Raw genomic sequence first — 21,358 nt, 5'->3', positions numbered from 1 at the left:
AGAGTGGTTGAAAAAGTGAGGGCACCTGCGTCGCAGGTGCCCTCGTCGTTGTTCATTAGAACTTGGCGCCGACTTCGATGCCGAACTGGCGCGGTGCTGCGCGGATCCGGTAATCGCTGCCGTAGCTGCCCTCCACGTTGATCGCGTTCGGATAGTAGAGCTTGTCGGTAAGGTTCTTGACGTAGCCAGCAATGCTGAAGTGCTGGGTCGCGTAGGAGATCCTTCCGTTGATCAGCCAGTAGGCAGGTTGTCCGTTGCGAAGCGGACCCCTTGCTGAATTGACCGAACTGCCTTGCGGCCCGGTGTAGTTGTAGCCGCCAAACACATCGTAGTAGAACCGGCCCGCGTAGCTGGTATCGGCGTGGAACGTGAGCGTGCCGGCATTGGTTTTCACGACATCCCAGTCGGCCCCGATGTTGCCTGACACCTTGCTAGCATAAGGGAACGGATTTCCGCCGACGTCGATCTTGCCGCCGCTGGTCGAGATACAGTTGCCGACCTGAGGCGGCGTTCCGCTGATCGGTGCGGCCGGGCAGGAGCCGTTGTCGAACTTGCTGTCGAGCACACCGAGACCCGCGTTCAGGCGGATGTTGTCTGTCACCGCGAAGATGAGTTCCGCATCCAGACCAGTTAGCTTGCCATCGAGATTGATCAGGAAGGTGACCGCGCTTGGATCGAGCAGCTGCTGCTGCTGACCCTTGTACTTGTAGTGGAACGCCGAGAGATTGAACTGCAGGCGGTTGTCGAAGAAGCGGCTCTTGATACCCACTTCGAACGCATCGACGGTCTCGGGCTCCACGAAATAGACCTGATTGGCATTCTGGAACGCCAGACCGTTGTAGGTACCGCCGCGATAGCCGCGGCTGTAGCTGGCATAGAGCAGCATGTTGTCGACCGGCTTCCAATCGATGATTGCGCGGCCCGTGAGCGCGTTAGAACTATCGCGCCGGTTGAGCGGCTTGATGCTCGCGTCGAGTGCCGCGCTGTCACCGATGAAGTAATTCGACAGCACGCCTCCCGGCGCATAATCAGAGACGGTGTAGAGACGCGGTGCGCCGGTATCGTCGAAGAATGTGGTCAGCGCATCGAGGTAGGCAAACTTGTCCTTGGTGTAACGCAGGCCTGCGGTGATCTTGACCGTATCGGTCAGCTCATAGCTGGCCTCGCCATAGATCGCGTATGACTTGCGTTCCTGAGTGTAGTTCTGCGTGGCCTTCAGCGCGGTCGCCATGCCAGCTTCGCGGCCAAGCCCTGCGGGGTTGAAGTAGGTCTTGGGGTTGCCGATCGCAGCATTTACGTCGCTGAGGAAGCCATAGAAGTCGGGCGTGTTGTTGGTGACGATCTCATCCCAACCGAAATAGGCGCCAGCGATCGCCTTGAACCGACCGCTGGAGTAATCGAGCCGCAAATCCTGATTGAAGCTGCGCGAGGTCGAGGCATAACCAATCGCGCAGACGTTATAGGGCGTACCATCGCAATCGATTTTGGGTAGCAGCCCGTTGCGCGTGCGGTCGAAGCCCGAAATCGAGGTCAAGTTGACGTTGTCGCCCAGTTCGAACTTGGCGTTGAGCACAATGCCAAAGGTCTTGGTCTCGGCGGTGCCGATCGAGTTGCCTTCAATCTCGCGGTCAGTCAGGCCGCGGCCGCGCGCGCTGTAGGCGGGCGGTAGGAACCTGGTAAGATCTTGCCCATTGCCGAACAACTGGCTTGCGAGTGGGGTGTAGAAGAACCCGAAGGCGGAGTCTGCCAAGCTGATCGTATCATCGGTGAGCGATGGGCCATGGTTCTGCGGTGAATCCTGCCCGCCAACCGACTGCGCAACATAAGCCTTGAGGTTGATATCAATCGTATCGGTCGGCTTGAAGCGGATCTGCCCGCGAATGCCGAACGATTCGTGCCCGCCTGGAGAGATGCCGGTGTTTTGGTCCCCAAACGCGACATTGTTGGGAACATTCGGGTTGGACTTGATCAGGCCGACCGGTTGCACGTTGCGCACAAATGGATCGGAATCAATATAGCTTCCTGCGATACGGATGCCGATCTTGTCTTCGACCGGGGTCACCTCGATGGCCCCCTGCGCACTTATGCGGTTAAACGACGCGTAACCCAAAGTGACAAAGCCGTTTGCACCCTCTAGCCGTGGCTTGCGGGTGATGAAGTTGATCGCGCCGCCGGTCGTATTACGACCGTATAGTGTGCCTTGCGGGCCGCGCACCACTTCCAGCTGCTCCAGATCAAACAGCTGCTGGCCGTGGCTAGCGCGGAATGACTGGTACACTTCGTCGACATAGATGGCGACTGGCGAGGCCGCGTTCGAATTGTATTCCGTGCCCACGCCGATCCCGCGCACGGTGAAATTCGGCTGGGTTTCGCCATAGGCCGAACCGACCTGAAGGTTCGGGATCGAATTGTTGAGGTCGGTCGTGGAGAACACGCCCTGCTTGGACAGCTGCTCCGCATTCACGGCGGTGATCGCCACCGGAACATTTTGCAGGTTCTCGCTGCGCCGCGTTGCTGTCACGATGATTTCGCCAAGGCCTTCGGTGGGAGCGGCCTGCTCAGCCTGAGGCGCAGCCTGCGCATGCGCAGTCGCGGCCAGCGACAGGACACTGGCCGAAACGAGCGCAGCGCAAAGAATGGTAGGTCTCGACATAAGCTCTTCTCCCTTTGGCGTGTGCAAAGCTTTTCTGCCTGCATCGAGTCGCCACCTTTTAATCAACACATTCGTAGATCACACCAGCCACACGCGTCAACAGTGGCGTTAAAAATTTGGCTACAACAGTCAAGACTGTCGGTGGATGCCCGATATTATCCCTATTTTTCAGACAGTGGTCATAACATTCTCGGGCTTCGCCTCTGAACTGAGCTACCCGGATCAAGCGCCTGTCAGCCCCAGTGTCACCAAGTCAACATATATGTTGACTTTCGTCTCGTTGTTGCCGACAGGGATGTCAACGCCGCTCCGCTGATGGCGCGTGCAGGGCAATATCAGGCAGTGGCAGGTAGCTGTGCAACACACCGAACATCCCGATTGGCTGACCGAGGCATTAAAGGCTGCAAATGTGCCGACTCTCGCTTGTCTGCTGGTGCAGCTGACGGGCGAAAGGAGCTGGATCGAAGGCAAGTTCATCCCCACCCGCACGCGCGGGATGGACGACAACGACAGCGGCGGTCTGCCTGATGATGTACAGCGCGAAATCCGCGATGCCGCCCACGTGGCTCTGACCCAGCATTTCACGGGTGAACCGGCCCGACTGGCCAACCCCTCCGATGCACTGCTGGTCGAGATGATGGGCGTCTCTCTCGGCGAGGCGATCCCGGCTTCCTATGCCGCCATGATCCGCGCGGATCTCGGACTGCCTGCGTCCGATGCCAGCGAAATCACCAAGCCGTCAGTTCCGGAAGGCTTTCGCGCACTCATCATCGGCGCGGGTATTTCGGGCCTTTGCGCCGCGATCCAGCTGGCCGAAGCGGGCATTCCCTTTACCATCGTCGAGCGCCACGACCGGCCCGGCGGCGTGTGGCTGGAAAACCGCTACCCCGGCGCGGCCTGCGACGTACCAAGCCACCTATATTCGTTCTCGTTCGCGCCTTACGACTGGTCGCGCTACTTCGCCGGCAGCCGGGAAATCCACGCCTATCTCGAGAAGGTCGCGGGCGATCACGACATCACCCGTCACATCCGCTTCGGCGTGGAAGTCACCGAAGCGCGCTTCGACGAGACCGAAGGCGAATGGACCGCTCTCGTCACCAACGAGGCGGGCAATGCCGAAACCTTGCGGGCGTCGATCCTGATCAGCGGTGTCGGCGCGTTCAACAAGCCGCGGCTGCCGAATATTCCAGGGCTAGACACCTTCAAGGGCCCCAGCTTCCACACCGCGACCTATCCCGATGAAGGCGTGCCGCTCGAAGGGCGCAACGTGGTTCTGATCGGCAACGGGGCGAGCGCAATGCAGGTCGCGCCCGCGATTGCGGACACGGTCGCCTCGCTGACGATCGTGCAGCGTACACCGCAATGGGCCGCGCCCTTCCCCAAGTTCGGCAAGAGCATTCCCGAACCGGTGCGGCGCCTGCTCGATGCGGTTCCGCTCTACCGCCGCTGGTACCGCATCCGCCTGAGCTGGGCGTTCAACGACAAGCTCTACGAGGCGCTGCAGCAGGACCCGGCCTGGGAAGGCCATGGCCGCTCGATCAATCCGATCAACGATGCGCACCGCAAGGGGCTTGAGTCCTATATCACCTCGGAACTTGGCGGGGCGACGCATCTGTTGCCGCAAGTCGTCCCGGATTACCCGCCCTTCGGCAAGCGCATGCTGCTGGACAACGGGTGGTTCCGCACATTGGCGAAGGACAATGTCACGCTCGTCACCGGCTCGGTGGTCGAGGCCATGCCGGACGGGGTCCGCACGCAAGACGGCACGGTCCACAAGGCGGACGTGCTGATCTGGGCGACCGGCTTCGATGTGGTCAATCTGCTCGCGCCGATGAAGGTTGTCGGTCTCGGCGGGCGTGAATTACACACGGACTGGAACGGCGACGACTCCCGCGCCTATCTCGGCACGGTCGTTCCCGGCTATCCCAACTTCTTCTGCCTCTACGGGCCAAATACCCAGTTCGGGCACGGCGGTAGTCTGATCACTGTGCTCGAGCGGCAGATGCACTACGTGATGTCGCTCATTCGCCAGATGCTGGCCAAGGGCGCAACCCAGGTCGAAGTGCGCCAAGAGGTGCACGATACCTACAACGTGAAGGTCGACGCGACCCACGCCGGCATGGTGTGGACCTATCCGGGCGTCGAAACCTACTACAAGAATTCCAAGGGCCGGGTCGTGGTCAACAACCCGTTCCGGATCATCGACTTCTGGACCATGACCGAGACGGCAGACCTTGGCGAATACCGCTTGAGCAAGGCTGGCGCGCCTCAGTCTGTATCCACACGGGTGGCCTGAATCATGGACAGCACGATAGACAACCCCGTTCAGATCGAACAGCTAGGCGCGGTCCTGGTGATCGCGATCAACCGCCCGAAGCAGCGTAATGCGGTGACGCACGCGGTGTCTCTCGCCATAGCTGGCGCGCTGGACCGTCTAGATGCCGATCCGGACTTGCGGGTGGGGATCATCACCGGGCGTGGCAGCTCGTTTTGCGCGGGGATGGACCTCAAGGCCTTTGCCGATGGCGAACGGCCCGAGCTCGAAGGCCGGGGCTTTGCCGGGATCACTGAGGCACCGCCGAAGAAGCCTGTTATCGCTGCCGTCGAAGGCTTTGCGCTGGCAGGTGGCTGCGAACTGGCACTGGCCTGCGATCTGATCGTGGCCGCCGAAACCGCATGGTTCGGCCTCCCCGAAGTGGCGCGCGGCCTTGTTGCAGGCTCGGGCGGGCTGGTGCGCCTGCCGCGCCGCATTCCCGAGGCAATAGCGCTTGAATACGCGCTGACCGGTGCGCGAATGGACGCGGCCACGGCGCACCGCTGGGGCCTCGTCAACCGGATCACGCCCGAAGGCGGCGCGCTGGAAGGCGCACTGGCGCTCGCGGAAGCCATCACCGCCAACGCGCCGCTTAGCACCGCCATGACCAAGCGCATCATCCGCGAATCGCGCGAATGGCCCGAGGCCGAGATCTGGGACCGCCAGCGGCCGCTTGTGGATGGCGTGCTCGCCTCTGACGACGCTACCGAGGGCGCCCGCGCCTTTGCCGAGAAACGCCCCGCAAAATGGACCGGACGATGAACACAGCTTTGGCAAACCAGCAGATCGCCGTGGTCGGCGGCGGCACGATGGGCGTCGGCATCGTCTATGTCAGTGCCATGGCGGGGGCGCAAGTCACGGTCGTCGAACCCGATGATGCGCGGGCAGTCGGCCTGCGCGAAACGATCAGCAAGACCGCTGCCGCCGCCATCACGCGCGGCAAGCTGGATGCAGCAGGCGCCGCGGCGCTCGAAGGCCGGATAACGCGGATTGCCGATGTGGATGCGTTGCCGGAGGGCCTCGATCTCATCATCGAGACCGTGCCCGAACGGCTGGATCTCAAGCTCGACATTCTGGCGCGGATTGCCCGCCACGCGCCGAAGCTGATCGGCAGCAACACCAGCGCGATGTCGATCGACCGACTGGCACAGGCTCTGCCCGATCCCGGGATCTTCCTCGGCATGCACTTCTTCAATCCGGTCTGGTCGATCCATCTGGTTGAATTGGTCGAAGGCGCAAAGACCTTGCCTGAGACGCTGGAGGCCGCTCGCGCCTATGTGACAGCGATCGGCAAGCAGTCGCTCACCGTGCGCGATGTCCCGGGTTTTGCCACGAGCCGGCTCGATCTGATCGCCAGCCTTGAGGCGATGCGCATGCTCGAATCGGGCGTCGCTTCGGCTGAGGACATCGATCGCGCAGCCGTTGTGGCCTATCGCCACCCGGTAGGGCCGCTGCGCCTCAGCGACATCGTCGGCATCGACGTGCGCCTCGATATCGCGCGCACGCTGGAGGCCGCCCACGGGCCGCGCTTCGCCCCGCCACAAATCCTCATCGACATGGTCGCCGCAGGCAAACTCGGCGCCAAATCGGGCCAGGGATTTTTCACATGGCCGTAATGAATCCGTTTCAAATCTGGAGCAGTTTGAATGTCGTCTGATCTTTTCCAAACAACCCTGTGCGATACCGCCGACCATCATCGCGATCTGCGTGACAGCGTCAGCAAACTCGTCGGCAAGTTTGGCCGGAAATACTTCCAGGATGTCGTCAACAAGGGCGAGCAGCCGACCGCCCTGTGGTCGGCGCTGGGCGAAGCCGGGTTCCTGGGCGTCCACGTGTCCGAGGCATACGGCGGCGGCGGTGGCGGCCTTTCGGAACTCAATATCTGCATCGAGGAAACCGCAGCGCACGGCTGCCCGATCCTCTCGATGGTCATCTCCTCGATCACCGCGCCGATCATTGCAGCTTGCGGCAGCGAGGCGATGAAGCAAGAGTGGCTGCCCGGCATCGCCAGCGGCAAGCGCAAGATGTGCTTCGGCATCACCGAGCCGAACGCCGGGTCGAACACCCACAAAGTCACCACCCATGCGGTGCGCAAGGGCAATGGCTGGGTGATCAACGGTGCGAAATACTGGACGTCTGACATCGATCAGTCGGACGCGGTCATGGTCGTGGCGCGTGATGGCGTGCCGGTGAACGACGGCTCGCGGCAGGGCTTGTCTCTGTTCGTGGTGCCCACCAACACGCCCGGCATCTCGATGACGCAGATCGATTCAGCGCTGCGCACCTCCGAAAAGCAGTTCTCGGTGTTTTACGACAATGTCGAAGTGCCCGATGAGGCGCTGATCGGCGAACCGGGCGCGGGCCTGAAGCAGGTATTCTCGGGCCTCAACCCCGAACGCATCGCCGCAGCTGCGATCAACAACGGCATCTCGCGCTTCGCCATCACACAGGCCGCGCAATATGCCAAGGACCGCTCGGTTTGGAACAAACCGATTGGCGCGCATCAGGGCGTCGCCCACCCGCTGGCCGAAGCATACATCAACGTGCAAGCCGCACGCCTGCTCAATGCCCGCGCCGCGCAGCTCTGCGATGGCGGGGAAGACGCCGCCGAAACCGCCAACATGGCCAAGTTCGCTGCCGCCGAATCCTCCTTGAAGGCGCTTGATCAGGCGATCCAAGTCCACGGTGGCAACGGGCTGTCGAATGAGTATGGTCTGTCCGACCTGTGGTTCATCGCGCGCCTGCACCGCACAGCGCCGGTGAGCCGCGAGATGATCCTGAACTACGTCTCAACCCACAGTCTGGGCCTGCCGAAGAGCTACTGATCCCTGTGGAAACCAACCTGCTCACCTTGCTGCGCCGACATGCTGCGCTGACCCCGGATGCCCCGTGCCTGACATTCGGCGACGAGACGCTGAGCTTTGCGGCCTTCGATGCGCGGGCCAGCCGGGTGGCGCACGCGCTGGCGGCGCAGGGCTTACAGGCTGGAGACCGGGTCGCGATAATCGCACGCAATGGGCCGGCGCAGTTCGAGCTGTTCTTCGGCTGCGCCAAGGCGGGCGCGATCTGCTTGCCGATCAACTGGCGGCTGGCCCCGCGCGAAATCGCCGGCATTCTGGGCGACAGCACGCCTGCGCTCCTTATAGTGGAAGAAGCCCTGCAAGGGCTGCTGGCCGAAACACTGACACCGCCCGCCACGATCCTGCTCGCAGAATATCCCGCGTGGCGCGATGCTGAAAGCCCGCACGATCCGGGCACCCTACCTGCGCCTGAGAGCCCGCTGCTGATCCTTTACACCTCTGGCACGACTGGCCTGCCCAAAGGCGTCGTGCTGAGCCACTGCAATCTCTCGTTTCTGGCGCAGATGGCGCATGAATTGTGGGACATGTCCGCCCGCAGCGTCAATCTGGTGGCCAGTCCGCTCTTCCATATCGGCGGGATCGGCTACGGCCTAACGGCTCTAAGCCAGGGCGGCCACACCGTGCTTATGCAGCAGGTCGTGCCGGCCGAGATCGTCGCGGCGATCCAGACCTACCGCGTCACCCACGGTTTCTTCGTGCCGACCGTGATCCAGATGCTGCTCGAAGTGCCGGGCGTGGCTGAGATGGACATGTCGAGCATCAACCGCATCGTCTATGGCGGCGCGCCGATTGGCGAGGCGGTGCTCAAGCGGGCAATCACCATGCTCGGCTGCGGTTTCATGAGCACTTATGGCATGACCGAAACCGCCGGAACGGTGATCATGATGCCGCCAGAGGACCACGATCCGGGCGGCCCCCTCGCACATCGCCTGCGGGCTTGCGGGAGGCCCATGCCGTGGAACGAGTTTGCACTGGTCGATCCGGCAACGGGTGAGCCGGTTGCCGTGGGCGAAGTCGGCGAAATTCGCATCCGGTCCGAAGCCATCATGCTCGGCTACTGGAACAAGCCCGCAGAAACCGCGAAAACGATCACCCCTGATGGCTGGATGTGCACTGGCGATGCTGCCTATCAAGACGCCGACGGCTACGTGTACATTTACGACCGCTTCAAGGACATGATTGTCTCCGGCGGGGAGAACATTTACCCTACCGAGATCGAGAACGTGCTTTACGATCACCCGGCGGTCGCCGCCGTCGCCGTGATCGGCGTGCCGCATAAACGCTGGGGCGAAACGCCCATGGCTTTTGTCGTCGCGCGGGCGGGTGCCATGCCCACCGAGGCAGAACTGATCGCGTTCACCCGCGCGCGGCTCGCGCATTACAAGTGCCCGACTGCCGTGGCCTTCGTGGCCGCGCTGCCGCAAAACGCCTCGGGCAAAATCCTCAAGAAAGAGATGCGCGATCCGCGCTGGCTGGAAGAACAAGCATGACCCTCAGTCCCTCCGCGCGCCTGCTGCGCGGCTTTGCCGTCGATTTCCTCACCTGCCACAATGTTGCGGCGGCCGAAACGATCATGGAGCCCGACTATGCGCTCAGCATCGGCGGATTCCTGCTCGCTGGCCGCGACGACACCTACTTACCGGCAACCGCCGCGCAGCTCGATCAGTTTCCGGGGCTCTGCGTGACGGTCCACGACACCGTGATCGGCCCCGATGCGATTGCGATGCGGTTTACCGAACACGGCGCGTCGATCCGCCATGGCGGACGGCTTTCCACCTGGGGCGGGGTCACCCTGTTCCGCATCAAGAACGGCAGATTGCATCGCGGGTGGGCTGAAGAGGATTACTACGCCCGCAAGCGCCAGCTCGCCGAGAGCACCTGCGACATGATTCGCGCCCCGCATCCTGCCCCTTGGGACGCGCCTTGCGAAGCCCCGGATACGGTGGTGGAAGCCCTTGCCGAAGCGTGGCTGACGGACCCCGCCAACTGGGCCGACAGGACCGTGATCGACGAGATCAGCGCCGAAGGGCCGCGCTTCGCCGATTTGGTCGCCATCGAAGCCATCGCCGTCGACCAACTGTTTTCCGCAGGGACGCGCGGGGCGTTCCACCTTACTTGCGCCGGCACCTATCGCGGCGGGCTCGACGATATCGATCCGGCGCAGATCGGCCAGCCGGTCACGCTGGCGCTGGCTGGCATCTTCGACTCCGAGGGAGACCAGATTGTGCATGTGCAAGTTACTGCGGACCGGCTCGGCCTCAACCGCGCGCTGATGCCGCCGCGATGAGCAAGGTCATCATCACTTGCGCCGTCACCGGCGGCGCGCACACCCCGACCATGTCGGATGCCCTACCCTGCACGCCGTCCGAGATTGCCGAGCAGTCGATCGCGGCGGCCAAAGCGGGCGCAGCCATTCTGCACCTTCACGCGCGCAATCCCGCCAACGGACAGCCCACTGGCGATCCCGCGATTTACGCGCAGTTCCTGTCGGTCATCAAGCAACAGACGGATGCCGTGGTGAACATCACCACCGGCGGTTCCGCGACCATGCCGCTGGCCGAGCGGCTGAAGGCGGCGGTGCAGTTCAAGCCCGAGATGTGCTCCCTCAACATGGGCTCGATGAACTTCGCGTTCTTCGGTGCAGCGGCGCGTATCAACACTTGGAAGCACGATTGGGAAGAGCCCTATGTAACGGGCTCGGACGACTTCATCTTCCGCAACACCTTCCGCGAGATCGCAACGATCCTTGAGGTGATGGGCGAGGCCGGCACCAAGTTCGAGCATGAGTGCTACGATGTCAGCCACCTCTACAACCTGGCGCATTTCGTTGATCGGGGCCTGGTGACGCCGCCATTCTTCATCCAGATGATTTTCGGCATTCTGGGCGGCATCGGCCCCGATCTTGAAAACCTGATGTTCATGAAATCGACTGCCGACCGCCTGTTTGGCCGCGACAATTTCCAGTGGTCGGTGCTCGCGGCGGGCCGTCACCAGATGCCGTTCCTCACACAAGCCGCGCTGATGGGCGGCAATGTCCGCGTCGGGCTGGAGGACAGCCTGTTCATCGAACGCGGCGTGCTTGCCGCCTCGAACGCGCAGCAGGTGGAAAAGATCGTGCGGATCATCCGCGAAATGGGCCATGAACCGGCGACCCCAACCGAAGCCCGCGCGATGCTGGGCCTCAAGGGCGGCGACAGGGTGGAGTTCTAGGGTATGGCACGCACGATTATAGACCTCTCGATCTACCTCGAAAACGATGTGATCTCCGATCCGCCGCCCTACCAGCCCAAAATCGCTTACATCGACCACAAGACCTCGATACCCGATCTGGTCGGCTTCTTCCCGGGACTGAAGCCCGAAGACCTGCCCGATGGCGAGGCTTGGGCAATCGAGAAGATCGAGCTGATCACGCACAATGGCACGCACCTCGATGCGCCGTACCACTACGCATCGACGATGAATCGGGGTGAGCGCGCGATCACGATCGACGAAGTACCGCTCGATTGGTGCTTCCAGCCCGGCGTGAAGCTCGATTTCACCGCCTTGCCGGATGGCTATGTCGTCACTGCAGTCGATGTCGAGGCAGAACTGGCGCGCATCGGTCACACACTCTCGCCGCTCGAAATCGTGGTGGTCAACACGGCAGCCGGCAAGCGTTATGGGCAGGACGATTACGTCACCGCCGGTTGCGGCATGGGATACGACGCCACCATGTACCTGCTAGAGCGAGGCGTGCGCCTGACCGGCACCGATGGCTGGAGCTGGGACGCGCCGTTCGTCCACACGCGTGAGGCCTATGAGGCAACGGGCAATGCCGCTCTGATTTGGGAAGGCCACAAGGCGGGCCGCGATATCGGCTATTGCCACCTCGAAAAGCTGCACAATCTCGAAGTTCTGCCCGCCACCGGCTTCACCATCGCGTGCTTCCCGATGAAGATCCGCGCGGCTTCAGCGGGGTGGACCCGCGCGGTGGCGATCTTCGAGGATTAGGTCAGACAATCTTTTCCGTGAAGGCGAACATTACCGGCGCCGTCGCGCGCACCGATGGCCGATCGCGGTGGAACGCCTCGAACCGCGCGAGATTGGGATAGAGTTCGTGCCATGGCGCCATATCCGGCGCATAGGCCTGCCAAAGCGGGATCATGCCCGTCTCGATCACGATGTCCTGATTGCCGAGCAGCGCGATTACCGCAATGTCCGCCAACCCGAACCGGTCGCCGACCACGTGTTCACGTGTCCCCACACGGCGGTTGAGTTCAGTTAGCCCACCCCTGACCTTGCGCAGCTGCCGCTGCGCCCATTCAGCGCTCGGCTGTGGTCGCTGCATTTCCCAGAACAGGAGCACGGTTGCATCGAGCACCCCTTCGGCGATCACCTGCACCTGCTTGGCCTCCAGCGCCTCATTGGGCGCATCGGGGAACATCGGCGGCGTGGGATAGCGCCACTCGATCCACTCCATGATGTGCGAGGATTCGAAGACAGGGTCAGCGTCATCGGGGATCAGCACAGGCAGCTGCTCGAGCGGGTTGTAGCGCGATGTCTGGGAGTCGGCGTGCCAGGGTATCTCGTTCTGCAGGGTGAAGGGCACGCCCTTCTCCATGAGGGCGATGCGCACCTTGCGCGCAAACGGGCTGGGTGTGGCGCTTATCAGGATCATCTTGGGCTCCTCAGTTCATCCAGTGTCCACCGGTGACGTTGATCGCCTGTCCGGTCATATAGGCGGCTCGGTCCGATGCCAGAAAGGCGACAAGTTCGGCAATTTCACTTGGTGTTCCGGCGCGGCGTAGCGGGATCGCCTGAGCCCGCGTCGCGACATCTGGCAGGCCCTGTGCGCGGTTCATTTCCTCTGCCTCCGCGCGCATTTCGGTATCAACGATGATGCCCGGACACACCGCGTTGACGCGAATGCCCGAACTGCCGAATTCGCCTGCTAGGCTCTGCGTCAGGTTGATGATCGCAGCTTTGGTGGCGCCATAGGCAGCGTGGTTGGGCACGCCCTTCTTGCCGGTCCACGACGAAACGTTGACGATGGCTCCGCTCCTGCGCGCCACCATGGCGGGCAGCACCGTTTGCGAAAAATGAAATACGCCGTCGAGATTGATCGCGAACATGCGCCGCCAATCCGCCTCGGTCACATCGAGGAACGCAGCCGTACGCAGGATTCCGGCGTTGTTCACCAGTACATCGATCGGGCCCAACTCACTGGTGATTGCCTCCACTCCGCAAACCACCTCGGCGCGGCTCGCAACATTGCCAGGTGCCACCACTGCCCTTCGGCCAAGCGCGTTGATCGCTTCCGCCGTCGCGCTGGCTCCCGCAGCATTCAAATCGAACAGACCCACATCGGCACCACCCATCGCAAGCCGCAGCGCAATGGCCCGGCCGATGCCCGCACCCGCGCCGGTCACCAGCGCCACCTTGTTTGTTAGATTATCCATAACTGAAACCTTACCGGTCGGTATTGATTAAATCCAACGGGTTTTCTATGCTTCAACATATGTGTTGATTCGAGCTTGTGTCGAGCGCAAAAATGCGGCCCGACAAATGCCAGACCAAATGATTGAGGAGATTTCCGTCGATGTCCGAGCCTGTCTGCGTCCCGATCAAGACAGACTGCGATGCTGTCGTCGTAGGCGCGGGCTTTGCCGGGCTCTACATGATCCACAAGCTGCGCAGCCTCGGCCTGTCGGTGCTCGCATTTGAGGCAGGCAGCGGCGTTGGCGGCACGTGGTTCTGGAACCGATACCCCGGCGCGCGCTGCGATGTGTATAGCCTAGAATACTCCTATTCGTTCGACGAAGCGCTCCAGCGCGAATGGGTCTGGACCGAGCGCTACCCCGCACAGGCCGAGATCCTGCGCTATATCGAGCATGTGGCCGACCGATTCGATCTGCGCCGCGACATCCGCTTCAACACACGTGTTGCTTCGGCGCACTACGATGGGTCGGCGAACCTCTGGTGCATCGAGACCGAAACCGGCGAGGCAGTTACCGCGCGGTTCTGCATCATGGCATCCGGCGCGCTCTCCGCGCCGCGCAAGCCTGACTTTGCCGGCCTAGATGACTTTGCCGGCATCTGGTATCACACCGGCCACTGGCCCCACGAGCCCGTGGATTTCTCAGGCCAGACCGTGGCGGTGATCGGCACCGGCTCCTCGGGTATTCAGGTCACGCCGATGATCGCAGAAGCGGCGAAGCGCCTGTTCGTATTCCAGCGCACCCCGAACTTCAGCATCCCGGCCTGGAACTACCCGCTGCCGGATCATGTGCAGGACGCATGGAAGCGCGATGCCGCACAGCTCCGAGCCAAGGCCAAGGCGACGAAATCAGGCGCACTCTATGAGTATGGCCAGCGCGGCGCATTCGAGGTGAACGACGAAGAGCGCCAGCGCGAGTTCGACGCGCGCTGGGCACGCGGCGGCGCAAATTTCACCCATGCCTTCAACGACCTGTTCAAGGACAAAGCAGCCAACGATCTCGCGGCGGACTATGTACGCGGCAAGATCCGGGAAATCGTCAAAGACCCCGCTGTCGCGGCCAGGCTCACGCCCACCGACCACGCCATCGGCACCAAGCGCATTTGTGTCGACACCGACTACTACGCGACCTTCAACCGCGAGAACGTTACGCTGGTCGATGCGCGCGAGACCCCGATCACCCGCATCACGCCGACCGGTATCGAAACCTCCAGCGGCCACTACGCGGTGGACAGCATCGTTTTTGCCACTGGATATGACGCGGTGACCGGCGCGCTCACCCGCATCGACATTCGCGGGCGCGGCGGCGTCTCACTAGTCGAAAAATGGCAAGACGGCCCGAAGACCTATCTCGGACTGATGGTCGCCGGCTTTCCCAACCTGTTCACGATCACCGGTCCGGGCAGCCCATCGATCTTGACCAATGTCGTCATGGCGATCGAGCAGCATGTTGATTGGGTCGGTGATTGCCTCGCCGATATGGCAAACCGCGATGTCACCGTGATCGAGGCCGAACCCAAGGCCGAAGAGGACTGGGTGAGCCACGTGCGCGAGGTGGCCGAGACGACACTGCATGTGCAGGCCAACAGCTGGTACATGGGCGCCAACATCCCCGGCAAGCCGCGCGTGATGCTACCCTATGTCGGCGGGCTTGGCGTCTACACCGGCATCTGCAACGAAATCGCGGCCGATGGCTACCGCGGCTTTGTGCTTGGGCGGGCAGACTGACATGCAGCCGCCGACGAACCGCACCTTTCCCGATCTGCTGAGCGAACTGGCAACAACCGCACCCGAACGGTGCGCAGTCATCGATGGCGACTTGTCAGTCACTTACGCCGATCTGGCACAGCGTGCCCGCTTGGTAGCGAACGCGCTCGGGGCAGTCGGTGTGAGGCGCGGCGACCGGATCGGGGTGCTTCTGTCTAACCGGATCGAATGGCTTGAAATCCTCTTCGGCGCGAGCGCAGTGGGTGCAGTCGTCGTGCCGATCAGCACATGGTCCAAGCCCGCTGAACTCGAGTTTATTCTGGGCGACGGCGACGTCTCGCTGCTGTTTGCGATGCCGTCTTCGGGCAAGGAGGACTTCTTTGCGGCGCTGCAGGCATTGGTTCCCGAAGCTTTCGAGCGAAGTGAATGGACGAGTGCACACCTGCCCCGTCTCCGCGAACTGATTGCGCTCGCGCCCGAGGCTCCGGGCCCGGGCTGGAAGACCTATGATGCCTTCTGCGCCGCCGCGCCTGATCTGGCGGCTGGCCAAGGGCCGGATGCGGCAGACGATGCTCTGATCCTCTACACTTCGGGCTCGACCAGCAAGCCCAAGGCTGTCCGCCTCGCCCACGCCGCACTGATCGAGAACGGCTTCAACATCGGCGAGCGGATGGGCCTCGGACCCTATGACCGGGTGTTGGTCTCGGTCCCGCTGTTCTGGGCATATGGCTCGGCCAATGCGCTCCCGGCCGTCATGAGCCACAGCGCAGCGATCATCCTGCAGGAGCGGTTCGAACCGGGCAATGCTCTGGCGCTGATTGAGCGGCACCGTTGCACCGCGATCTACACTCTGCCGACCATGACTTCCGCCCTCGTTGCACACCCTGATTTTGCCCCAGCCCGCACCGCCAGCCTCAGAACAGGGCTCACCATCGGCAGCCCGCAGGATGTGATTTCGGCGGCAACGCAGCTGGGCGCACCGCATATCTGCAACATCTATGGTTCGAGCGAGACCTGCGGCAATTGCTGCGTCACGCCGTGGGATTGGCCGCTGGAACGCCGCGCGGCTTGCCAGGGCCCGCCGCTCCCGGGGGTCAGCCTCAGGCTCATCGATGCCGAAACCGGCCACGAGGTCGCACCCCGCCAGCCCGGGCTCATCGAAGTGACTGGTTACCTCATGTCCGGCTACGGCGGGCAAAGCATCGCGCACAACGCTGCCGCCTTCACTGCGGACGGCTGGTATCGCACTGGCGACCTTGGCCATCTAACCGATACCGGAGACCTGATCTTCCTTGGCCGCGCAACCGAGATGATCAAGCGCGCCGGAATCAATGTCTCCCCCGCCGAGGTTGAGGACGTGCTGCTTCAGCACCCGGCGGTGGCGCAAGTCGCCGTGGTCGGCGCGCCCGATCCTGCGCGCGGTGAGATAATCGTCGCTTTCGTCGTCGCGGCCCAACCCACAACCGAAGCTGAGCTTATCGCACACGCCCGCACGCTATCCTCGACCTACAAGGTGCCCGACCGGGTCGTGTTTCGCAGGGACCTGCCCGCCACCGCCACCGGCAAACTGCAGCGCCAGCCACTCAAGGCGGAAGCCGCAGCGCTCACCGAAAAGGGAACAGCCCATGTCGCGTGATGCTTGGGGCCGCTGGGGGGAAAACGACGAGGTCGGCGCGCTCAATCTTGTCGGCACGGCCGAAGTGCTGGCCGCCACGGGGCTGGTGCGGCAGGGCCGGGTCGTCAGCCTCGCTCAGCCACTGTCTAAGAAAACTCCGGTGCCCAGCAACCGCACGGGCCTCCTCCATTTCATGGACCGCGACGGCGGGGACTATGCGGCCGGCGCGCGCGTCTCCAACGGCTTCCAGTTTGCCGACGACAGCGTGGTCATGCCGCTCCACATCGGCACGCACATTGATGCGCTGTGCCACGTGTGGACCGAGGACCACCTCTACAACGGGCACCCCGGTTCAGGGACGAACAGCACTCATGGCGCAAAGAAATGCGGCGTGGAGAAGCTGCCGCCCATCGTCACGCGCGGGCTGCTGCTGGATGTGGCCGCGCTGCATGATGCGCCGCTGCCGTTTGGTTATTCGATCGGAGTGGAGGAGTTGAAGATCGCTGCCAACCGCGTCGGCGTGGAGCCTGCTAGCGGTGATGCCGTGCTCATCCGCACCGGATGGCAGGAAAACCAGGCAGGCAAAGCGGCGCGCACCGTCGATTTCAACGAGGAACCGGGCATCGACGTCGAGGCCGCGCTCTGGCTTGCCAAGGCCGGCGTCGCGCTCGTTGGCGCCGACAACTATGCGATTGAGGCAATGCCCTTTCCTGCAGGCACGACGTTCCCTGTTCACCAGCGCCTGATCCGCGACTACGGCATCCCGTTGCTCGAGGGGCTTGTGCTGCGGGACCTCGCCGCGCTTAGCGTACCGGAGTTCCTGTTCGTGGCCGCGCCGCTGCCAATCGTCGGCGGCACCGGCAGCCCGATCACCCCGCTGGCGATCTATTGATCCCTATGGCGACGGACACACACGAGACGGACACTACCTCATGGCTAGTTGCCGAAGGGATGGCAGAACTTGTGCGCCATGCCATCCCTTCGGCACGCGATATCACCTTTACCGGACTCACCCGCTCCGCCGGCGGCCTCAGCCGAGAGAACTGGTCGTTCGACACTGAATGGATCGATGAACGAGGGCCCCACGCGCACCGCCTCATGCTGATGCGTGATGCCAGCGGCACCCTGCTAAAGACCGAGCGCCGCCGTGAGTTTGATGTGCTAAGGGCGCTCGAAGGCAGCGCGGTTGCGGCACCAGCGGTATTCTGGTTGGACCCAGACGGGCAGTTCCTCGGCGCGCCTTCGCTGATCATGGAGCGCGTCTCGGGCAGCTGCGACTACATGGTGCTGAATGGCGCACGGCCATTGGAAGAGCGGCTGAGGCTCGCTCACGCTTTTATCAGGCTGCTGACCGATATCCAGGCAATCGACTGGCAAGCGCGCGCTATCGGGCCGAGCCTTGGTGTTCCCGAGAGCGCACCGGCCACAAGCGCGCTCGATGAGTGGGAGGCCGAGTACCGCCGGGCGCAGCTCGAACCCCATCCCGAACTCGACTATGTGCTGGCGTGGATGCGCCGCACGGCACCTCAATCGCACGAAATCGTTCTCGTCCATGGCGATTTCAAACCGGGCAATGCGCTGATCGAGGACACGCAGATCACCGCCAAGCTCGATTGGGAAACTGCCCATCTCGGCGATCCGCTGGAAGACCTTGGTTGGATCACCAATCCTGTGCGTCGGCGCGAGCACCAGATCGCCGGTCACTGGGAGCGCGCACACATCGTCGAGGCCTACACCCGCATGACCGGACGAGCCGTGGACGACACCGCTCTCACATGGTGGAACGTGTTTTCGTGCTGGAAGCTCGCGGTCATCCAACTGACCGCGGTGAACGAGTTCGTCTCAGGCCGCTACAACCGCGTGTTCCAGACCCCAGCCTGGCTCTTCCGCCCAATGCTGCAGATGATGGAGCGCGCAGCGTGAGGCCTTCGGTTGAAGAACAACTGCTCGGCACATGCCGCATTCTCGAAGCTGTTGTCGCGCCCGCAGTGGCCGAACCTTTCGCCCGCACGATCCTCGAGAACCTCATCGCAAACCTGCGGATGGTAACCGAGGCGCTGCCCGCCGTGCCGGGCTTCCTGTGCTGGGACAACGCAGCGACGCAAAGCTTGTTACAAATGCTGCGCAACGCACTGCCCACTGAGCTCAACAGTCGCATCGATGCTGCGCTGAAAACTGCTGAGCCTGACATGCTCGACAGCACCGCACAGACCACGCGTAACCACCTGCTACGCGCCCTGCTTGCCGAAGCCGCCTGCAGCCCTGACCTCACACCCGAACTGCACTGCGCCATTCAGGATCACATGATCGCCCGCGCCTCACGCGTACCCATGCGCTACGTGCCAACCGCCACTTCTTCTTCAACGAGACCATAAACCCATGCTGACCGCGCTTGACGATACCCTGTGGCACCAGTTGCCGACCACATTCGATCACGTCTGGACCAGCGACCCACGGTTCTTCGACCGCTACTGGTTCGCGATCTATTCGGGCGACGGGCGCGTGGCAATCCAGATCACGATGGGCGCCTATCGCAACATGAACGTGCTCGATGCAGGTGCGGTGATGATCGTCGATGGCAAGCAGCACAACTTGCGTGTCTCGCGCTCGCTCAATGGCAGCGTGGAGACCATTTGTGGCCCGATTCGCATCACGCCCATCGAGGCGCTGCAAACGCTCGATATTGTGATCGAACCCAGCGAAGGCTTGCTCCACGGCCGCATTCGCTGGGACGGTGTGGAGCCAGCGCACGAAGAGCATCCACACTATACCCGCTTGCAAAGCCGCACGGTCGAGGACTATCGCCGCTTCGATCAGATCGGCGTAGCCAGCGGTTATCTGGAGGTCGAAGGCCAGCGCATCGAGATCGACAACTGGTGGTCGTGCCGCGATCACTCGTGGGGCGTACGGCGCGGCATGGGCGTGCCTGAGCCGGTCACTGGCCCTAAGCTTCCGCTCTCGGAGAAGGGCCACGTCATGTCCTTCCTGTTCTTCTCCACCACCGCGATGAGCGGCAGCCTGCTGTTCTCCGGACGCGGCGATGATACGCCCTACACCACCGGCGTGATTACATTGCGCGAAACCGAAACTGCGCACGATGTGACCCATATTGCGCTCGAAGTGGATCTGCACGACGGCACCCGCCGCTTCCGCCGCGCCGTGGTGGTCGCCCAGCTGGAGGGCGCTGGCGAACTGCGGCTGGAGCTCGATGCGCAGGGCGCCTCAATCGCAATGCAGGGCCTTGGCTATAGCGGTGGCTTCAACGACGGGCGCGGGCTCGGCGCATGGCGTGGCGAGACCTGGCTTGAAACCGATGTGTGGGATGTGTCGCACCCCGCCAAGGTGATTTACCCCGATGGCACCGAAAAGGTCCACTGGCACCGCATCCAGCCTGTCTCCATCAAGGCAAGCCTGAACGGGGAAGCCAGCACGGGCACGGGCAGCATGACACTGACCATCGCCGGACAGCTGCCCGCGCATCTGCAAGTCCAGTCCGCCGCCACCTAGAACGCAGGAGACCCGATTGTCCGAATCCGTGCTTGCCGACGTGCTGCGCCCGGGCGACCGCGTGGTCGTGGGCCAGGCCACAAGCGAGCCGGTCGGGCTAGTGCAAGACTTGTTTGCCGCGGCAGCGCATATTGATAGCCTAACGGCGTTCTGCGGTTTTTCGCTCAATCCGGCGTGGAAGGGGGCCGTGCCGGACGCGCTGGGGATCACCACCTATTGCGGGCTCGGTTCGATTGGGGCGCTCACCCGCCGTGGTCGCGCCAAGGTCATCCCTTTTGCCATGTCGCAATTGAGCTCCGCGCTCGCCGCGCGCACCTTGCCGGCGGATGTGGTGCTGCTGCAGGTCTCCCCTGCCGATGCCGACGGCTATCACAGCCTTGGCTTTGCCGCCGATTATGTCTGGGAAGCGGCACATGTGGCGCGGGTCGTGGTGGCAGAGGTCAATGCGCGCGTTCCGATCACCCGCAGCCCCTGCCGCCTGCATCGCAGCCAGATTGTCATCGCGCGCGTGAGCAATACGCCACTCCCGGAAGCTCCGCCCGAGCCGCCTGGCGAGGTGCAGACCCGCGTGGCTCGCGAAGTGGCAAAGCTGGTGCCCGACGGTGCGACCCTTCAGATCGGCATCGGCAAGCTCTCCGATGCGGTTGCTCATGCGCTGCAGGACCGGCGCGGCCTCAAGATCCGCTCGGGCATGGTCGGTGACTGGTTCCCCGCGCTGGTGGATGCAGGGGCGATCGATACAGCCTCCCCCGATGCATGCCTCGCCTCGCTCGCTGTGGGTAGCGGCGCGCTTTACGATTGGCTGGGCCGAAGCGATCGACTTGGTTTCGCATTGCCAGAGCAACTCGTCGCCCCCATCCCCGGTTCACCGTTCATGGCAATCAACTCCGGCATTGAGGTCGATCTGCGCGGTCAGGTCAATGCCGAGTTTCTAGGGGACCGCTATGTAGGGGCATCCAGCGGTCAGACGGACTATTTTCGCGCGGCGCGGCGCTCGGTCGGCGGCCTCGCGATCCTTGCCCTGCCATCAGCCAACGAGCGCAGCGACGAGAGCCGCATCGTGCGCCGCATTGCCAGCGGCTTTGTAACCTCTGCACAGAGCGATGTGGATATGATCATCACCGAACACGGCGCTGCCGATATCCGCGCCACCGATTTCGACGAGCGTAGCCGCCGGATCGCAGCAATTGCCGATCCGCGCCAGCGCGGCGCGCTGACCTCATAG

Annotated in this window: 18 protein-coding genes; 15 read left to right on the top strand and 3 right to left on the bottom strand. The window is 62.9% G+C overall.

The annotated features are described in order from the left end of the window. Window positions 1-55 precede the first annotated feature (55 nt). A complete protein-coding gene (locus tag ACZ1JX_RS20050; RefSeq protein WP_465126959.1) occupies window positions 56-2,653 on the bottom strand; it encodes a TonB-dependent receptor in 2,598 nt (865 codons plus the stop codon). Window positions 2,654-3,008: 355 nt separating this feature from the next. On the opposite strand from ACZ1JX_RS20050, the gene ACZ1JX_RS20045 reads away from it, so the two are divergent. The 8 genes from ACZ1JX_RS20045 to ACZ1JX_RS20010 are packed head-to-tail and all read left to right on the top strand — an operon-like array spanning window position 3,009 to window position 11,818. Further along, complete coding sequence (locus tag ACZ1JX_RS20045) at window positions 3,009-4,949, top strand: flavin-containing monooxygenase (protein WP_465126958.1); 1,941 nt, start codon at window positions 3,009-3,011, stop codon at window positions 4,947-4,949. A gap of 15 nt (window positions 4,950-4,964) precedes the next feature. Next, window positions 4,965-5,729 carry a crotonase/enoyl-CoA hydratase family protein gene (locus tag ACZ1JX_RS20040; protein WP_465126970.1) on the top strand — a complete coding sequence of 255 codons (765 nt, stop codon included), beginning with the start codon at window positions 4,965-4,967 and terminating at the stop codon, window positions 5,727-5,729. Beyond that, on the top strand, window positions 5,726-6,583 hold the full coding sequence (locus ACZ1JX_RS20035; protein ID WP_465126957.1) for a 3-hydroxyacyl-CoA dehydrogenase family protein: 858 nt from the start codon (window positions 5,726-5,728) through the stop codon (window positions 6,581-6,583). The genes ACZ1JX_RS20040 and ACZ1JX_RS20035 overlap by 4 nt, the downstream gene beginning before the upstream one ends. A gap of 30 nt (window positions 6,584-6,613) precedes the next feature. Beyond that, window positions 6,614-7,792: an acyl-CoA dehydrogenase family protein gene (locus ACZ1JX_RS20030; RefSeq protein WP_465126956.1), complete on the top strand. Its 1,179-nt coding sequence runs from the start codon at window positions 6,614-6,616 to the stop codon at window positions 7,790-7,792. Between the two features lie 5 nt (window positions 7,793-7,797). Then, the gene (locus ACZ1JX_RS20025; protein ID WP_465126955.1) at window positions 7,798-9,318 is read left to right on the top strand and encodes a long-chain-fatty-acid--CoA ligase; all 1,521 of its coding nucleotides are present in this window, start codon (window positions 7,798-7,800) and stop codon (window positions 9,316-9,318) included. Continuing rightward, window positions 9,315-10,115 carry an ester cyclase gene (locus ACZ1JX_RS20020; protein ID WP_465126954.1) on the top strand — a complete coding sequence of 267 codons (801 nt, stop codon included), beginning with the start codon at window positions 9,315-9,317 and terminating at the stop codon, window positions 10,113-10,115. The genes ACZ1JX_RS20025 and ACZ1JX_RS20020 overlap by 4 nt, the downstream gene beginning before the upstream one ends. Then, on the top strand, window positions 10,112-11,038 hold the full coding sequence (gene kce / locus ACZ1JX_RS20015) for a 3,5-dioxohexanoate:acetyl-CoA acetone transferase (protein ID WP_465126953.1): 927 nt from the start codon (window positions 10,112-10,114) through the stop codon (window positions 11,036-11,038). Before ACZ1JX_RS20020 ends, kce begins: the two co-directional genes overlap by 4 nt. Before the next feature lie 3 nt (window positions 11,039-11,041). Beyond that, complete coding sequence (locus tag ACZ1JX_RS20010) at window positions 11,042-11,818, top strand: cyclase family protein (RefSeq protein ID WP_465126952.1); 777 nt, start codon at window positions 11,042-11,044, stop codon at window positions 11,816-11,818. 1 nt (window position 11,819) lies between these two features. Here the strand turns inward: ACZ1JX_RS20010 and ACZ1JX_RS20005 are convergent, their stop codons facing one another. Then, window positions 11,820-12,485, bottom strand: coding sequence for a glutathione S-transferase family protein (locus tag ACZ1JX_RS20005; protein ID WP_465126951.1), 666 nt, complete (start codon window positions 12,483-12,485; stop codon window positions 11,820-11,822). 10 nt (window positions 12,486-12,495) lie between these two features. Continuing rightward, the gene (locus ACZ1JX_RS20000; RefSeq protein WP_465126950.1) at window positions 12,496-13,266 is read right to left on the bottom strand and encodes an SDR family NAD(P)-dependent oxidoreductase; all 771 of its coding nucleotides are present in this window, start codon (window positions 13,264-13,266) and stop codon (window positions 12,496-12,498) included. A 140-nt stretch (window positions 13,267-13,406) separates the two neighbouring features. Between ACZ1JX_RS20000 and ACZ1JX_RS19995 the strand changes: the two genes are divergently transcribed. Genes ACZ1JX_RS19995 through ACZ1JX_RS19965 form a run of 7 tightly spaced genes read left to right on the top strand, consistent with a single transcriptional unit; the run spans window position 13,407 to window position 21,358 of the window. Then, on the top strand, window positions 13,407-15,032 hold the full coding sequence (locus ACZ1JX_RS19995) for a flavin-containing monooxygenase (RefSeq protein ID WP_465126949.1): 1,626 nt from the start codon (window positions 13,407-13,409) through the stop codon (window positions 15,030-15,032). A gap of 1 nt (window position 15,033) precedes the next feature. Beyond that, on the top strand, window positions 15,034-16,647 hold the full coding sequence (locus ACZ1JX_RS19990; RefSeq protein ID WP_465126948.1) for a class I adenylate-forming enzyme family protein: 1,614 nt from the start codon (window positions 15,034-15,036) through the stop codon (window positions 16,645-16,647). After that, window positions 16,637-17,518 carry a cyclase family protein gene (locus tag ACZ1JX_RS19985; RefSeq protein WP_298288673.1) on the top strand — a complete coding sequence of 294 codons (882 nt, stop codon included), beginning with the start codon at window positions 16,637-16,639 and terminating at the stop codon, window positions 17,516-17,518. The genes ACZ1JX_RS19990 and ACZ1JX_RS19985 overlap by 11 nt, the downstream gene beginning before the upstream one ends. A gap of 5 nt (window positions 17,519-17,523) precedes the next feature. Then, on the top strand, window positions 17,524-18,549 hold the full coding sequence (locus ACZ1JX_RS19980; RefSeq protein WP_465126947.1) for a phosphotransferase family protein: 1,026 nt from the start codon (window positions 17,524-17,526) through the stop codon (window positions 18,547-18,549). Continuing rightward, complete coding sequence (locus tag ACZ1JX_RS19975; protein WP_298288667.1) at window positions 18,546-19,001, top strand: hypothetical protein; 456 nt, start codon at window positions 18,546-18,548, stop codon at window positions 18,999-19,001. The genes ACZ1JX_RS19980 and ACZ1JX_RS19975 overlap by 4 nt, the downstream gene beginning before the upstream one ends. A 4-nt stretch (window positions 19,002-19,005) precedes the next feature. Then, on the top strand, window positions 19,006-20,133 hold the full coding sequence (locus ACZ1JX_RS19970; protein WP_465126946.1) for an Rv3169 family protein: 1,128 nt from the start codon (window positions 19,006-19,008) through the stop codon (window positions 20,131-20,133). 16 nt (window positions 20,134-20,149) lie between these two features. Continuing rightward, on the top strand, window positions 20,150-21,358 hold the full coding sequence (locus ACZ1JX_RS19965) for an acetyl-CoA hydrolase/transferase C-terminal domain-containing protein (protein ID WP_465126945.1): 1,209 nt from the start codon (window positions 20,150-20,152) through the stop codon (window positions 21,356-21,358).

This window comes from Novosphingobium sp. BL-A-41-Hi4A-0G (assembly GCF_055521735.1).
The sequence above is the reverse complement of the archived record's forward strand: the minus strand, read 5'-3'. Positions and strand labels throughout refer to the sequence as shown.

Coding starts and splice junctions, on each gene's coding strand:
- ACZ1JX_RS20050 (WP_465126959.1), bottom strand. CDS start 2,653: ATGTCGAGACCTACCATTCTTTGCGCTGCGCTCGTTTCGGCCAGTGTC.
- ACZ1JX_RS20035 (WP_465126957.1), top strand. CDS start 5,726: ATGAACACAGCTTTGGCAAACCAGCAGATCGCCGTGGTCGGCGGCGGC.
- ACZ1JX_RS20030 (WP_465126956.1), top strand. CDS start 6,614: ATGTCGTCTGATCTTTTCCAAACAACCCTGTGCGATACCGCCGACCAT.
- ACZ1JX_RS20020 (WP_465126954.1), top strand. CDS start 9,315: ATGACCCTCAGTCCCTCCGCGCGCCTGCTGCGCGGCTTTGCCGTCGAT.
- kce (WP_465126953.1), top strand. CDS start 10,112: ATGAGCAAGGTCATCATCACTTGCGCCGTCACCGGCGGCGCGCACACC.
- ACZ1JX_RS20010 (WP_465126952.1), top strand. CDS start 11,042: ATGGCACGCACGATTATAGACCTCTCGATCTACCTCGAAAACGATGTG.
- ACZ1JX_RS20005 (WP_465126951.1), bottom strand. CDS start 12,485: ATGATCCTGATAAGCGCCACACCCAGCCCGTTTGCGCGCAAGGTGCGC.
- ACZ1JX_RS20000 (WP_465126950.1), bottom strand. CDS start 13,266: ATGGATAATCTAACAAACAAGGTGGCGCTGGTGACCGGCGCGGGTGCG.
- ACZ1JX_RS19995 (WP_465126949.1), top strand. CDS start 13,407: ATGTCCGAGCCTGTCTGCGTCCCGATCAAGACAGACTGCGATGCTGTC.
- ACZ1JX_RS19990 (WP_465126948.1), top strand. CDS start 15,034: ATGCAGCCGCCGACGAACCGCACCTTTCCCGATCTGCTGAGCGAACTG.
- ACZ1JX_RS19985 (WP_298288673.1), top strand. CDS start 16,637: ATGTCGCGTGATGCTTGGGGCCGCTGGGGGGAAAACGACGAGGTCGGC.
- ACZ1JX_RS19980 (WP_465126947.1), top strand. CDS start 17,524: ATGGCGACGGACACACACGAGACGGACACTACCTCATGGCTAGTTGCC.
- ACZ1JX_RS19970 (WP_465126946.1), top strand. CDS start 19,006: ATGCTGACCGCGCTTGACGATACCCTGTGGCACCAGTTGCCGACCACA.